This window comes from Arthrobacter sp. sptzw32 (genome assembly GCF_059089735.1).
The window spans coordinates 1-14,451 of the sequence record NZ_JBNHEZ010000008.1 but is presented as its reverse complement, the minus strand read 5'-3'; the positions used below and the strand labels follow the sequence as shown (position 1 = coordinate 14,451).

The 14,451-nt window shown below is 63.9% G+C and carries 10 protein-coding genes; 4 read left to right on the top strand and 6 right to left on the bottom strand.

What is annotated here, in order from left to right:
• Nucleotides 1-11: 11 nt before the first annotated feature.
• The 3 genes from AC5RVN_RS14985 to AC5RVN_RS14975 are packed head-to-tail and all read right to left on the bottom strand — an operon-like array spanning nt 12 to nt 3,218.
• Complete coding sequence (locus AC5RVN_RS14985) at nt 12-929, bottom strand: carbohydrate ABC transporter permease (RefSeq protein WP_494041483.1); 918 nt, start codon at nt 927-929, stop codon at nt 12-14.
• Nucleotides 926-1,879, bottom strand: coding sequence for a carbohydrate ABC transporter permease (locus AC5RVN_RS14980; protein ID WP_494041482.1), 954 nt, complete (start codon nt 1,877-1,879; stop codon nt 926-928). Before AC5RVN_RS14980 ends, AC5RVN_RS14985 begins: the two co-directional genes overlap by 4 nt.
• 46 nt (nt 1,880-1,925) lie before the next feature.
• Nucleotides 1,926-3,218: an ABC transporter substrate-binding protein gene (locus AC5RVN_RS14975; RefSeq protein WP_494041481.1), complete on the bottom strand. Its 1,293-nt coding sequence runs from the start codon at nt 3,216-3,218 to the stop codon at nt 1,926-1,928.
• A 177-nt stretch (nt 3,219-3,395) separates the two neighbouring features.
• Between AC5RVN_RS14975 and AC5RVN_RS14970 the strand changes: the two genes are divergently transcribed.
• Entirely contained in the window at nt 3,396-5,411 is a 2,016-nt protein-coding gene (locus tag AC5RVN_RS14970) for a beta-galactosidase (protein WP_494138447.1), read from the top strand.
• Between the two features lie 334 nt (nt 5,412-5,745).
• Here AC5RVN_RS14970 and AC5RVN_RS14965 read toward each other — a convergent pair whose 3' ends face one another.
• The 3 genes from AC5RVN_RS14965 to AC5RVN_RS14955 all read right to left on the bottom strand — a co-directional run bounded on the left by AC5RVN_RS14965 (nt 5,746) and on the right by AC5RVN_RS14955 (nt 9,241).
• Nucleotides 5,746-7,104 carry an ABC transporter substrate-binding protein gene (locus AC5RVN_RS14965; RefSeq protein ID WP_494041479.1) on the bottom strand — a complete coding sequence of 453 codons (1,359 nt, stop codon included), beginning with the start codon at nt 7,102-7,104 and terminating at the stop codon, nt 5,746-5,748.
• Between the two features lie 255 nt (nt 7,105-7,359).
• Nucleotides 7,360-8,307 (bottom strand): carbohydrate ABC transporter permease, encoded by a 948-nt coding sequence (locus AC5RVN_RS14960; RefSeq protein ID WP_494041478.1) that lies wholly within the window; start codon nt 8,305-8,307, stop codon nt 7,360-7,362.
• The gene (locus AC5RVN_RS14955; protein ID WP_494041477.1) at nt 8,297-9,241 is read right to left on the bottom strand and encodes a carbohydrate ABC transporter permease; all 945 of its coding nucleotides are present in this window, start codon (nt 9,239-9,241) and stop codon (nt 8,297-8,299) included. Before AC5RVN_RS14955 ends, AC5RVN_RS14960 begins: the two co-directional genes overlap by 11 nt.
• Nucleotides 9,242-9,754: 513 nt before the next feature.
• Between AC5RVN_RS14955 and AC5RVN_RS14950 the strand changes: the two genes are divergently transcribed.
• Genes AC5RVN_RS14950 through AC5RVN_RS14940 form a run of 3 tightly spaced genes read left to right on the top strand, consistent with a single transcriptional unit; the run spans nt 9,755 to nt 14,282 of the window.
• Entirely contained in the window at nt 9,755-10,978 is a 1,224-nt protein-coding gene (locus AC5RVN_RS14950; protein WP_494138446.1) for an acetylxylan esterase, read from the top strand.
• Nucleotides 10,978-13,107, top strand: coding sequence for a DUF6807 family protein (locus tag AC5RVN_RS14945; RefSeq protein WP_494138445.1), 2,130 nt, complete (start codon nt 10,978-10,980; stop codon nt 13,105-13,107). The genes AC5RVN_RS14950 and AC5RVN_RS14945 overlap by 1 nt, the downstream gene beginning before the upstream one ends.
• Nucleotides 13,108-13,160: 53 nt before the next feature.
• The gene (locus AC5RVN_RS14940; RefSeq protein WP_494138569.1) at nt 13,161-14,282 is read left to right on the top strand and encodes a M24 family metallopeptidase; all 1,122 of its coding nucleotides are present in this window, start codon (nt 13,161-13,163) and stop codon (nt 14,280-14,282) included.
• The last annotated feature ends 169 nt before the right edge of the window (nt 14,283-14,451 follow it).

The following is a 14,451-nucleotide window of genomic DNA, read 5'->3' as shown; positions in this document are numbered from 1 at the left end:
CTCGGTTTCCGTCAGCCCTTGAGGCCCTGGGTGGAGACGCCTTCGACGATGTAGCGCTGGAACACCAGGAAGAAGATCAGTACCGGCAGCAGGGCCAGGACGGACATGGCGATCATGGCGCCGTAGTCCGAGGACTGGGTCTGGTCCACGAAGAGCCGCAGGGCCAGGGGCAGCGGGTACTTTTCCGGGGTGTTCAGGTAGAGCAGCGGGCCAAGGAAGTCGTTCCAGCTCCAGATGAAGGAGAAGATCGAGGTGGAGATCAGGGCCGGCTTCATCAGCGGCAGCATGATGGAGGTGAAGATCCGGACGTGGCCGGCGCCGTCGATCCTTGCGGCCTCGTCCAGCTCACCGGGCAGGTTGCGCATGAACTGGACCATGAGGAACACGAAGAACGCGTCGGCGGCGAGGAACTTTCCGATCAGCAGCGGCACGTAGGTGTCCACCAGGCCGAGCTGCTGGAACACGATGTACTGCGGAATGATCACCACGTGGAACGGCAGGAGCAGGGTGGCGATCATCATGCCGAAGAAGATACTGCGGCCGGGGAACTTGATCCGGGCAAACGCATACGCTGACACGCTCGCGGAAAGGATGGTTCCCACTACGGCGCCGATGGCCAGGATCAGCGAGTTGGTGAAGAACTGCAGGGTGGATACCCCGCCAATGCCTTCCATGGCCGTGACGAAGTTATCGAAGCTGAAGTTGCTCGACCACAGCGAGGTGTTCGCGCCGCCGATCTCGGAGTTTGGCTTGAACGAGGAGGCGATCATCCACAGGCCCGGGTACAGGACCACTGCAGTCAGTCCGAGGGCCACCACATGGAAGAGGGTGCTCTTGGCCCGCTTGGCCCCGACAGATTCAGACTTCGGGTTGTAGTGCGGCACCTGCGCGTCCGGGATGGACTGGGTGGGGGTTGCCATGGTTGTCATTTTGCATCACCGCTGTAGTGGACCCAGGACTTGGACGTGCGGAAGAAGATCAGGGTGATGATGCCGACGACGATCACCAGGAGCCAGGCCATCGCTGAGGCGTAGCCCATCCGGAAGTCGCTGAAGCCCCGCAGGTACAGGTAGAGGGTGTAGAAGAGGGTGGAACCGGCCGGGCCGCCTTCACCGTTGGAGATGATGTAGGCCGAGGCGAAGATCTGGAACGCGTGGATGGTTTCCATCAGCAGGTTGAAGAAGATCACCGGGGAGAGCATGGGCCAGGTGATGTTGAAGAACTTACGTACCGGGCCTGCACCATCCATGGAAGCAGCCTCGTAGAGGTCCGCCGGGATCTGCTTGAGGCCGGCCAGGAAGATCACCATCGGGGCACCGAACTGCCAGACGGTCAGCAGGATGAACATCGGCATGGTCATGGACGGGTTGCCCACCCAGCCGCCGAGGTTGATCCCGAAGAAGGACAGGCCCTGGTCCACCGGACCGGCGTCGCCGAACATGGCCTTCCAAACGATGGCGATGGAGACGGAGGCTCCGATCAGGGACGGGGCGTAGAACGCGGAGCGGTAAAAGCCCTGTCCGCGTCGCTTGCTGTTCAGCAGCATGGCCACTGCCAGTGCCGCGGCGAGCTTGAGCGGGGTACCGAACACCACGTAGCCCACGGTCACGCCCACGGACTGCAGGAACCGTTCGTCCTGGAAGAGGGTGGTGTAGTTCTCCAGGCCGATCCACTTGGGCGGATCGAAAAGGTTGTAGTTGGTAAAGGACAGGTAGAGCGAGGAAATCATGGGCCCAACAGTGAGGGCGATGAATCCCAGCAGCCAGGGCAGCAGGAAGGTGTAGCCGGCTCGGGCATCCGCCCCGCGCTGCCGCGACTTGCGCGGCAGCGTGGGAGTGGAGGACGCCGAACGCCTGCTCAATGTTGGGCTTTGAGTCACGAGTTCAATCCGTCAGTTTGTGATCGTCGGGCAGACAATACGCTGCTCAGGCGTTCTGCTTGATGAGGTCTTCGGCTTCCTTGAACCAGGCGTCCGCTGCACCGTCGATGGTCAGCTTGCCGTAGTTCAGGTCCGAGCTGACGCGCTTGAAGGAAGCTTCAAGGGTTCCGAAACCGACGATGGGCGGCTCGGGCGCGTCCTTGAGGTACTGCTCGATGGACTTCTCGTAGTCCACCACGAGCTTGTCGGTACCTTCGAAGGTGGTGCCGTCCCGCTGGGTCTTGGACGCCGGCACACCGCGGGAGGTCTTGAAGATCTGGCCCACCTCGGGGTCGTTGACCATGAAGTCGATGAAGCGGGCGGCAGCATCCTTGAACTTGGTCTTGGCGCTGGCAACCATCAGCATGGACGGCTTCAGGAACAGGCCCAGGTTGTCCGCGTCATCAGACGGAACGGGAACAAGCTTGAGTTCCTTCGCGCCGCTGTCCGCAAGGTAGCCGGCCATGAAGTTGTCCCAGGTGACTTCCGAGGCGGTGACATTGGAACCGAAGGCGGACTTCGGCGCCAGCTGGGTGACGCGTTCCTCGGAAGCGATGGCGGGAGTGCCACGGAGGCCGGCGGTGGTGTTCCACCACTTCTTCATGTCGTCCTTGGTGAAGCCGAGCTTGCCGTCTTCGGTGAAGGCCTCGATGTTGTTCTGGCGGAGCCAGATGTTGAACATCCACCAGATACCGGTGTAGTCCGTGGAACCAAACAGGGCGCCGTTGCTCTTGGTGCCAACCTCGGTGAGGAAGTCGTTGAATTCCTTGTAGGTCCACTTGCCGGTGGGCTCAGCGATGCCCAGGGAGGCCAGCTTGGCGGGATCGTAGTAAACCGCGAAGGCGTTGGTGCTGGTGGGGATGCCGTAGGTCTTGCCCTTGATCTGGCCCGAAGGCAGAAGGGACTTCTCAAACGCGTCCGTGTTGATATTGACGGTGCCGAGGTCCAGGAGCTGGTTGCGCTGGCCGTAATCGCGCAGGTAGGAGAGGTCCCACTGCATGACGTCCGGCAGGCCGCCGCCGGCGGCCTCGGTGGCACGCTTCTGCCAGTAACCGGCGAAGTCGGTGAAGTTTCCATTGACCTTAATGTCCGGATTCTTCGACTCGAACAGTGCGATGGCCTTGCGGGTACGCTCTGCGCGGTCGTCATTGCCCCACCAGGTGTAGTTAATGGTGACAGGCTTCTCGGCCGAGCCGGTCTCGCCGGCGCTGGTGCTCGCGCCTGTCCCACAGGCCGCCAGCGCCGCGGCAGATGCGGTGCCTACGGCTACGGTGGTGAGGAAATTCCTTCTGTTGATCATGAGAGCCTCCTTGCTCGATGTGTGCAACCCCAATCGCCCGACCTACAACGCGAGTAGTGAGCTGGCTTACACGGCTTCTGAAACGATACAATATCGGCATTCACCAAAATGGGCAAGCGTTTTCCAGAGAACTGACTTTCCAGCCAGATACATCCTCCCAGCAGACAAAGGAGTCCCATGACTTTGCAGGAAACCTCCAGCCCGGCCAGCGTCTGGAACAACATCGAAGGTATTGCCTACGGGGGCGACTACAACCCCGAACAGTGGCCGGTCAGCGTCCGGCTGGAAGACCTGGAGCTGATGCAGGAAGCCGGAGTGAGCTTCCTTAGTGTCGGCATCTTTTCCTGGGCACTGCTGGAGCCCGAAGAGGGCAAGTACGATTTCGGTTGGCTGGACGAGGTGATGGACAACCTCGCCGGTATCGGCGTGAAGGTGGCCCTGGCTACCGCCACGGCCGCTCCCCCGGCATGGCTGGTACGGAAGCATCCGGACATCCTGCCCGTCACGGCGGACGGAACCGTGCTGGGACCGGGCTCGCGGCGGCACTACTCGCCGTCGTCGGCCGTTTACCGCCGCTACGCACGCGGCATCACGCGTGTGCTGGCGGAGCGTTACAAGGACCATCCGGCCTTGGCGCTTTGGCACGTGGACAACGAGCTGGGCTGCCACATCTCAGAGTTTTACGGCGAAGAAGACGCCGCCGCTTTCCGCTCCTGGCTGGAGCGGCGCTATGGAAGCATCGCGGCGCTCAACGCAGCCTGGGGCACAGCTTTCTGGTCCCAAAACTACGGGTCCTTTGAGGAGATCCTGCCGCCCGGGGTTGCCCCGTCCACCCTGAACCCGGGCCAGCAGCTGGACTTCCAGCGCTTCAACTCCTGGGTCCTCATGGATTTCTACCGTGATCTTGTTGCCGTCCTCCGCGAGGTGACTCCCGGGGTCCCCTGCACCACCAACCTCATGGCCTCCAGTGCCACCAAGTCCATGGACTACTTTGACTGGGCCAAGGACCTGGACGTCATTGCCAACGACCACTACCTTGTGGCCGCCGATCCTGAACGGCAGATCGAACTGGCGTTCAGTGCGGACCTCACCCGCGGCATTGCGGGCGGCGACCCGTGGATCCTGATGGAACATTCGACGTCGGCCGTCAACTGGCAGCCGCGCAACCAGCCCAAGATGCCGGGGGAAATGCTGCGCAACTCGCTGGCCCATGTGGCACGCGGGGCCGATGCGGTGATGTTCTTCCAGTGGCGGCAGAGCTTCGCGGGCTCGGAGAAGTTCCACTCGGCCATGGTGCCCCACGCCGGGCGGGAGACCCGCGTGTGGCGCGAGGTGGTTGACCTCGGCACTGCCCTTAAGCGGCTGGCGCCGGTGCGCGGGTCACGGGTCGAAGCGCGGGCGGCAATTGTGTTCGACTACGAGGCCTGGTGGGCGAGTGAAATCGACTCGAAGCCGAGCCAGGACGTGAAGTACCTGGACCTTCTGCGCGCCTTCCACCGGTCATTGTTCCTGCGTGGCGTGTCCGTGGATCTGGTTCACCCGTCCGCCGCGCTTGAGGGTTATGACCTCGTCCTGGTGTGCACCCTGTACTCGGTCACCGATGCAGCCGCTGCCAACGTTGCCGCGGCCGCTGCTGGCGGCGCCACCGTGTTGGTGAGCTACTTCAGCGGGATCGTGGACGAGAAGGACCATGTGCGGCTCGGCGGCTACCCGGGCGCGTTCCGGGAACTGTTGGGTGTTCGTGTGGAGGAATTCCATCCGTTGTTGGCCGGCGGGCAGCTGAAACTGAGCGACGGCGGCGTTTCGTCCATCTGGAGCGAGCATGTACACCTCGCCGGCGCCGAAGCGGTCCAGACCTTCACTGAATATCCCCTGGAGGGCGTGCCGTCGCTGACCCGGCGCCCGGTGGGCGACGGGGCGGCGTGGTACCTCGCCACGTTCCCGGACCGGGACGGTATCGAGGCGGTCGTGGACCGCCTGCTGGAGGAATCCGGCGTCACTCCCGCGGCCGTTGCCGATCCGGGCGTGGAGGTGGTCCGGCGGCGCTCGGAGGACGGCCGCAGCTTCCTGTTCGCCATGAATCACTCCCGTACGGCCGGTGCAGTGCAGGTTTCCGGCGTTAACCTGCTCTCCGACCAGCCGTTTGATGGGGTTGTGCCTGCCGGCAGCGTTGTGGTGGTTGCCGAGGACTGACCCTTACTGCTGGGGCGCCATCGCACACCCTTTTGGTTCCTGCGGCGGCGCCCTGCGCCATTCTCGGGCGTTCTTGAGAGATTGTACGTACGACGACGGCGCTTCCTCCGCTGCCTCTTCCCACCAGCCACCAGGCAAACGTAGGCGGAATGGCATGACGCGATGTTTTCCACCCTGGGAAATGGTCTCCGTGGCCGTAGCGGCCGCCCTTAAACAACTCCGTCCCGGCAGGAACCCAAAGGTTCCCACCGGGACGGAGCTGCCGCCCGCCGTCGGACGTTATGGGGAGGCATCCCCCACAACGTCCAAAGCGGTGTTGTTGGCTGCGTGAAATCTAGCTGCTGATAGCGGACGCCATCTCGGCGTGTGCCTTCTTGCCCGCTTCCTCCGTGGAGAGCCGTTCGAAGAGAACCTCGGAAGTGTAGCGCTTGATGATTTCCTGGATGGCACCGGCACCCTTCGGCGGCGGCGCGGGAGCCTCACCAAGCTCATCCTTGATCTGGTCGATGAACTTGACCACCTTGACGTCCGCAGGGGTCAGCTTGGATTCGATCGCTGCCCGGACATCCGAGTTCGGGTACACGCCGCGGTCGGCGAGGAGGGTTTCGCCGGCTTTGACGTTGTTGGTGAGGAAGTTGATGAACTTTGCGGTTTCCTCCGGGTGCTTGGTGCGTGAGGAGGCTGACCAGAACTGTGATGCTTTGTACCAAAGCCCGGCATCAGCGGCGGATCCGGTTTTGGTGGGGAAGCGCAGGATCTTCAAGTCGGCCCCGGATGCCTTTTCCAGAGCAGGAGCCTGGTTGGACCACCAGAAGGCCATGCCGTTCTTGCCGGTGGCAAGTCCGGACTGGTCAAGCGGAGCGGCTTCAGCTTCCACTACCTCGGACGCTGTGGGGACCGCCTTGTTCTCGCTGAGCTGCTTCAGGAATTCCCACCATTCGGCGATGTCACCCGGTTCAAATCCCAGCTTGCCCTCGGAGGTGTACAGGGACTTGCCGTTCTGGCGGAGCCAAACACCGAGGGAAGCCTCATCGGTGCCGTAGGCGGCGGCGCCGTATGTACCCTTCGGGGACTTCTCCGTGATCTCGGTGGCAATTTTTTCGAAGTCGTCCCAGGTCCACTTGGAGTCGTCGGGCAGCGGGACACCGGCAGCTTCGAAGACCTTCGGGTTGGCCAGGATGGTGGCGGCGTTGATGCCTGCCGCAATGCCGGTCAGTCCGTCCTCGCTCTTGCCGGCGTTGAGCGCCGCTTCGTCGAGCTTGGAGGTATCGATCTCGTACTTGGAAAGGTCAAGGAGGGCACCGCGGCTGGAATACTCGGTGATGTACTTCTCGTCCATCTGGATGATGTCCGGCGCATCATTCGCGGCCACTTGGGTGGCCAGCTTGTCCCAATAACCACTCCAGTCGCCGAACTCGGGCTTGATCTTGATGTTCGGGTTTTCGGCCTCGAACTGCTTGATGGCTTCCTGGGTCAGCTGGGCACGCTTGTCGCCTCCCCACCAGGAGAAGCGCAGCTCGACGGGACCATCGGCGCTCTCGGAAGCCGCTCCCCCGCCACAGGCACTCAAGGCCATAACGACGGCGGCAGCCGCTGCTACGAGGCCGGTCTTACGTAGCGGACGGCGTGCGCCCTTGGACGGTGTATCTGCCGATGGCTTGGCAGCAGACGCAGGGCGGGGATAAAGCGGCACTGGGTACTCCGATCTTCTTTGATCATGGGTTGATCAGGTGCGAGGGGATGATGATGGGGAACGAACCAGGAGCGGGAGGGAAAGCGTGAAGGCGGGAAACCGCTTTCTGGAGCTAATACTACAAGTCCTAAACTTGTCTTACAAGGAGTTTCTGTCGACTGTTTTGAGCGGGTGGAGACGCCCCGCCGAGTACCGGGCGCGTCCACCGCACCTTGGCCGGCAGAAGCCCGCCGGCCAAGGCTAACCGGGCAGGGGCTATTTGATGCCTGTGGTGGCGATGCCCTTGATGAGGAACCGCTGGCCGAAGAGGAACACCAGGAAAACGGGCAGGAGGGACACGATGGACATGGCGAACAGGGAGCCCCAGCTCGTGGCGGACTGTGAGTCCACGAAAGCCCGGAGCGCAACGGGGACGGTGAACATGTCCGGGTCCGTCAGGTAAATTAAGGCGCCGAAGAAGTCGTTCCAGGTCCAGATGAAGGTGAAGATGGTGGTGGTGGCCAGGGCCGGGACCATCAGGGGCAGGATGACGCGCAGGAAGATGCGGGGGTGGCCGGCGCCGTCAATCCTGGCGGCTTCGTCCAGTTCGCGGGGAATGCCGCGGATGAACTGGACCATCAGGAAGACGAAGAACGCTTCGGTTGCCAGCAGTTTGGGCACGATCAGCGGCCAAAAGGTGTTTACCCAGCCGATCTGCGAGAACAGGATGTACTGCGGGACGATCACCACGTGGAACGGAAGCATGATGGTCAGCAGCATGATGCCGAACAGCAGCTTCTTGGCAGTGAACTGCAGCCGGGCGAAGGCATAGGCGGCCATCGAGCAGGAAATCAGGTTGCCCAGGATCGAGCCGATCACCACGATGGCGGAGTTGATCATGTAGTGCCCGAAGGGGTGGGTCAGGGCCGACCAGCCTGAGGTGTAGTTACTCATCTCCAGGCTGTTCAGCCACAGGCCAGGCTCGCGGAAGATCAGCTCGTTGGGACGCAGCGAGGACACCACCATCCACAGCAGCGGGTAAATCATCAGTACCCCGGCCAGGATGAGGATGGCGTGTTTCATCAGTGCTTTGCTGCGCTGGGCCCGGCTGAAGGCCAGGGTGCCGCGGGACTCACGGACTTTGGGCTTGCGGCGGTGCGTTGGCTTGCCGGGACCGGCGGACTTCTTGTCCGCAGTGGGCAGCGTCTCCAGGTTAGTCGTCATAGAAAACCCAATACTTAGAAGCGATGAAGTTGATGGCGGTGAAGATGCCGATGATGACCAGCAGGAGCCAGGCCATCGCGGAGGCGTAGCCCATATCGAACTGCCCGAAGCCCTTTTGGTAGAGATACAGGGTGAAGAACATCGTGGAGTCCGAGGGCCCGCCGTTGCCGCCGGAGACGATGAACGCCTGGGTGAACGACTGGAACGAACCGATGATCTGCAGCACCAGGTTGAAGAAGATGATCGGGCTCAGCATCGGCAGGGTAATCCGCCAGAACTGCTGGAGGGTAGTGGCGCCGTCAACCTTCGCGGCCTCGTAGTACATGGTGGGGATCTGCCGCAGCCCGGCCAGGAAAATGATCATGGGGGCACCGAAGGTCCACACGTGCAGCAGGATGATCGAACCAAGAGCGGTGCTCGGATCTGAGATCCAGCCCGGACCCTGGATGCCGAACATCGCCAATACCTGGTTGACCAGGCCGGTGGTGCCGAAGATCTGCTTCCACAGGATGGCAACGGCTACGGACCCGCCCAACAGGGACGGCAAGTAGAAGACCGAGCGGTAAAACGGCAGTCCGCGCAGGCCCTTATCCAGGACCAAAGCGATCAACAGCGCCACGGCGAGCTGGAGCGGAACACCGATGAACACGTAGGCGAAGGTCACCCCGAGCGAGTTGTGCAGCCGCGCGTCAGTGAGCATCCGGGTGAAGTTATCCAGCCCCACCCATTCGGGCGGCTGAAGGAGGTTGTAGTCCGTGAAGGACAAGTAAAGGGACATCAGCATGGGGCCGATAGTGATCGCGATCAGGCCCACCAGCCACGGCAGCAGGAAGATGTAGGCCGCCTTGTTATCGCGACTGTTGGCCTTCTTCTCCTCAGCGGTGGCTTTACCCTTCCGCCGGGAGATAGAGCTGAGTTCACTGATGGCGCTCACTGCGGCAACCCCGTTCCGTACGGCAGGCCCGCTGCAGCCGGCTTTCCAGCCGGGCGCGGTGCCCTGGGTATGTGCTTAGCGGCCATGTGGTCTCCTTTGGTCATCGTGGCCTCCACGTTTTGGTATCGCCGGAGCGATTTGGGGACGCGCGCCACTCCGGCTGCGCTTCTGTCACAAGTGGACCAGGAGTGGCGATCATCCGGTGTTTCCGCCTTGTCGGTGGTCCGGATTCAAATGCGGCTCCGTACAAAAGTAAACGGTTTCTTGACTCTTGTATAGCCCTTTGTTAGTTTTTGAGAAAGCGTTTTCTGCATCGTGTGCAGACCGATGCGAGAACGCACGCTGAGGGACAGGACACTGATGTTAGTCTCCGATAAGTCTTTGTGGCTGACCGTACACAATGCAGCTTGGCGCCGGCTTCGACTGGCTGCGGAAGAGCAGCCGGAATATTGGCAACGTGGGCCAGCCACGCAGCGCTACCCCTATAACAACTTGAGAACAGGAGGCAGGCCATTGAACAGTCTCGCTCCACCGGCCATCGATGCCCGGCCGGCGCGGCCCAGCGCCATCCCCGGTTACGGGGACTGGCCTGCCTACACTCAGCAACGCCCCCGGTACCAGGCCGCCACTCCGGCGGCGCAGGAACTGGCAGACGCGCTCGGGGTGCCGGGCGCGCCGCAGCGACCGGACGTGAGAGTGCACTGGCAGGAGACGTACGACGGCGTCACCACCTCCCAGCTCAGCTGGGAGGTGGGTTTCGGCCCCCGGACTACGGCCTGGCTGATAAGGCCGGCCGGCAGTACGCATGCCCTGCCCGGCGTCCTTGCCCTGCACTGCCACGGCGGGAACAAATTCGGCGGCGCGGACCGGCTGGTGGAGCTTCCGAAGTCCCATCCTTCCGCGGAAAACGCACGGGCAGGGCACTACGACGGGCGTGCCCTCGCCACCGAAGTCGCCCGGCGGGGCTTCGCCGTCCTCGCGCACGACACCTTCGCCTGGGGCAGCCGCCGCTTCGACCTCTCCACTCCCCCGTGGCGGACCGCTTCGGCCCTGGAGGCGAGGCAGGCCCAGTGGCGGGAGGACGGCGTCGTGCCTTCCGATGCGGATGAATACAACGCCGCCGCTGCGTTCCACGAGGAAACTGTGGCCAAGACGGCCGGCCTGCTGGGCACCAGCCTGGCCGGCATGGTGGCCCATGACGACCTGGCTGCCCTGGAGGTCCTCGCCGGACTGCCCGGCGTGGACCAGGACCGGCTGGGCTGCATCGGGTTCTCCGGTGGCGGTGGCCGCTCCCTGGCGCTTGCCGCGCTCAGTCCACGGATCCGCAGCTACGTGGTGACGTGCATGATGACCACTTTCCAGTCACTTCTTCCAGCCCACCTGGACGCCCATTCCTGGCTGCTGCAGACGCCGGGATTGTGGCGCCTGGGTGACTGGCCGGAGCTCACGGCAAGTTCGGAGGCCAGCCAACTCCTGGTTCAGTACGCCCTGGCCGATGAGTTGTTTCCCGAGGACGGCATGCGCGAAGCCCACCGCATCCTGGAGTCGCTGCACCCGCATGGGAGCTACACCGGAAGCTTCTGGCCGGGCGGCCACGTTTTCACGGCCCCTATGCAGGAGGAAGCGCTCGACTTCCTGTCCGCCGCGCTGCACCGCGGGCAGCGCAACGCGTCCGGCGCTGCAACTGCCGACACCAATGACTTCCAAACCACCTTCAGCCCTCAAGGAACAACCTGATGACTCAACAGTCCGCCACCGCGGAAAATCCCACCCGCCCGGCCGGCCAGACTGCTCCAGGCACTGAGGCGGCAGCTATCAAACCGTCGGCTCTTCCGCGGATAGCCCTGGTGGGCGTCCACGGTTTCGGGGAACGCCATCTTGCCAACCTGGCCCGGCTCGAGGAAGCCGGCGCCCTGAAGTTGGTGGCGGTGGCCGATCCCAATCCGCCGGCGGAAGGACAGCTTGCCGAGCCGGTAGCTGTCTTCGAAGACCTGGCGCAGCTGCTGACAGCGGACCCGGGTGTCGACGTCGTTATTCTTGCCACACCCATCCAGACGCACGCACCCCTGGCCCTCGCGGCCTTGGCTGCCGGCAAGGACGTTTACGTGGAGAAGCCGCCGGTGGCGTCCCTCAGCCAGTTTGATCAGGTGCTGGCAGCTGCCAGCGCTGGCGGGCAGCTGGTCCAGGTGGGCTTCCAGAGCCTTGGGTCCCACGCGTTGCCTGCCATCCGGAACCTGGTGCAAGCCGGCAGAATTGGTGATGTCCTCGGCTTAAGCGCGAGAGGCCAGTGGGTGCGAAACAAGGCCTATTTCAAACGTTCCCGGTGGGCCGGAAAGCGGAGCCTCGACGGCATCGATGTGGTGGACGGTGTGGCTACCAACGCACTGGCCCACGCCGTGGCCACCGCCCTCCGCATGGCCGGGGCACACACGCTCGCGGACGTGGAGTCGGTGGAGACGGACCTGTACCGGGCGCACGGGACTCAAAGCGATGACACCTCCATCATCCGCGTCCGAACCACCGGGGGCACCACACTGCTTTGCGGACTGACTCTGTGTGCCCCGGTGCAGGAGCCGCCCTCCGTCACGGTGCATGGAACCAGGGGCGAGATCACGTTTTTTTACACCGAGGACGAGGTGGTCATCACCACTGCCGGCGGCGAGCGCCGGGAAACCTTTGGCCGCAGCGATCTGCTGGAAAACCTTTTGGAGGCCCGGTCCACGGGCGCCCCGTTGCTGTGCTCATTGGAAGAGACCGGCGCGTTCACCAAGGTCTTGGAGGCCATCCGCACCGCGCCCGCCCCGCAGGCCATCAGCCCGGACCACATCACATGGGAAGGCGACGGCGACGACGCCCATCCGGTAGTGCAGGGAATTGGCCCCTTGATCGAGCGGGCCGTCAAGGCGCAGGCCACGTTCGCTGAGCTGGGCGTGCCGTGGGCCCGGGAACTGTCCTCGGTCCGGACGTTGACGCTGGACGGCAAGCCGGTGGCGGAGTACCAGGACGGCCGCCGCATTCGCGCCGTTTCTTCACCGCGTCCTTACCTGCACCCGGTCCGGACCCTCCGGGGCACCGTGGTGACGGACCACCAGCCGCTGGACCACGTGTGGCATCTAGGTGTGGGGGTGGCCCTGCAGGATGTGGACGGCGTCAACTTCTGGGGCGGCCGGACCTATACCCGGGAGGCAAGCCAGTATGTCTGGCGCGCGGACCACGGGAGCATCAGCAGCACCGCGCTGTCGGTTGCAGAAACAGACGCAGGATCTGACGGCCAGGGCGGACGGCTGCAGGAGACCCTGAACTGGAACGGCCCCGACGGCATCCCGGTTTTGGTTGAGGACCGGACCTGGACGTGGTCCGGCCTCAGCTCGTCCGCTTGGCAGCTGTCCCTGCATTTCGCCCTCTCCCCTGCCGGTGACCGGCCAGTCAGCCTGGGCAGCCCCGGCTCCAACGGCCGGCACGAAGGCGGGTACGGCGGATTCTTCTGGCGGCTGCCCGCTTGTGACGGTGCCAAGGTGTGGACATCCGCCAGCGCCGGGGAAGCCGGAGTGCACGGCTCCGTGTCGCCATGGCTGGCTTGGGCCGGAACGTTCGCGGCCGGGGATCTCCACGACGGGTCAGATGGGGCCGGCACACCAAACGGCAGCGCCACCCTCGTTTTTGTAGCCGCCGAAGGTTCCACCGACCCCTGGTTCGTCCGGGTGGACGGTTACCCGGGGGTGGGCCAGTCCTTGGCCTGGGATACCCCCGTCATCGCTGAACCGGGCGTTCCAGTGCAGCGCAGCATCACCGTTTTTGTGGCCGACGGCATTCTGGGCACGGCAGACGTCGAAGCATTGATCAACCGGCAGGGGAACCGCTCATGAGCCAGACAACAGCAGACAACTCACAGCTTCCGGGCGGAGGGAGCGGAACCGCGATGCTGGACCCGGTTCCAACAGAACCCGTTCCGGCTCCAGCCCTCCGTGTGGCCCCCGCCTCCGTAGCGGACCGCGCCGTCAAACGGCGCCGTGTGCTCGATATCCTCGACGCCAAGGGCCAGGATTCCCTGTTGCTTACCACCAACACTGCGCTGACCTGGTACTTGGACGGAAGCCGCATGCACATCAGCCTGGCCGGCGATCCCATCGCGGCAGTCCTCGTGGACCGCGACGCCGACCATCTGGTCACGTTCAACAATGAGGCCGGGCGCATCGCCGCCGAAGAACTGCCGTCCGGAGTAAACCTCCATTCGGTGCCCTGGTACGGCAACCTGCACGAGGCAGCGGCCGCCGTCGGCACTGCCCGAGGTTCCACACCGCTGGCCGAAGCAGCAGTAGCCGCTGAGCTGCGCGCAGCCCGCCAGCAGCTGCTCCCGGCCGAGAGCGCACGCTATTCCGGCCTCAGCGCAGACGTCGCAGCCATCATGACGGACGTCCTCTCCGCGGCCCACCCCGAAACCACCGAATTTGAGCTGGTATCTGCCCTGGCCGCCAGGGTTGTCGCCGCCGGAGCCGAGCCCTTGGTCCTACTGTGCAACGGCAGCAGCCGCAGCGGTTTCCGGCACCCGCTGGCCACCCACTCGCCCCTGGGCCGCCGCGCCATGGCCGTAGTGTGCGCACGCAGGGACGGCCTCGTGGCCAACATCACCCGCTGGGTAAGGTTCGACGCCGGCACCCCGGAAGAGCGCGACGCCGAGGCCCGCATCGCCGCCGTGGAAGCCGACATTTTCGACGCCACCGTCCCCGGCACCCGGCTGGACCGCATTTTCAACGAGATCCAGGCAGCCTACCTGCGGCATGGTTTCGGCGCCGGGCAGTGGGAACAGCACCATCAGGGCGGACCGGCCGGGTATGCAGGCCGCGACCCCCGCGTCACGGCGGCCGCCACGGACACGGTGGTCCCCAACCAGGCCTTCACCTGGAACCCGTCAGGCCCTGGCGTCAAGATCGAGGACACCGTCCAGCTCACCGAATCGGGCCTGCAGGTCCTAACGGTGGATCCGCGGTGGCCGGTTGACACCGTCAACGGGCTGGCACGGCCGGTTACCCTCCAGCTGTAGGCAACCCTCTTGCAGATACTGCAGGAAAACACAAAACGCTCTCTCAGTCGTAGCCGTAGTCCCGGCACCGACTGAACTGGTCCCCTGAGGTTGGACTGGCTAAGTGGGATTCTAGGCCGCGAGGGCCTGGGCCCGGTATTGCACCGGGCTCAGGCCCTTGAGCTTTGTG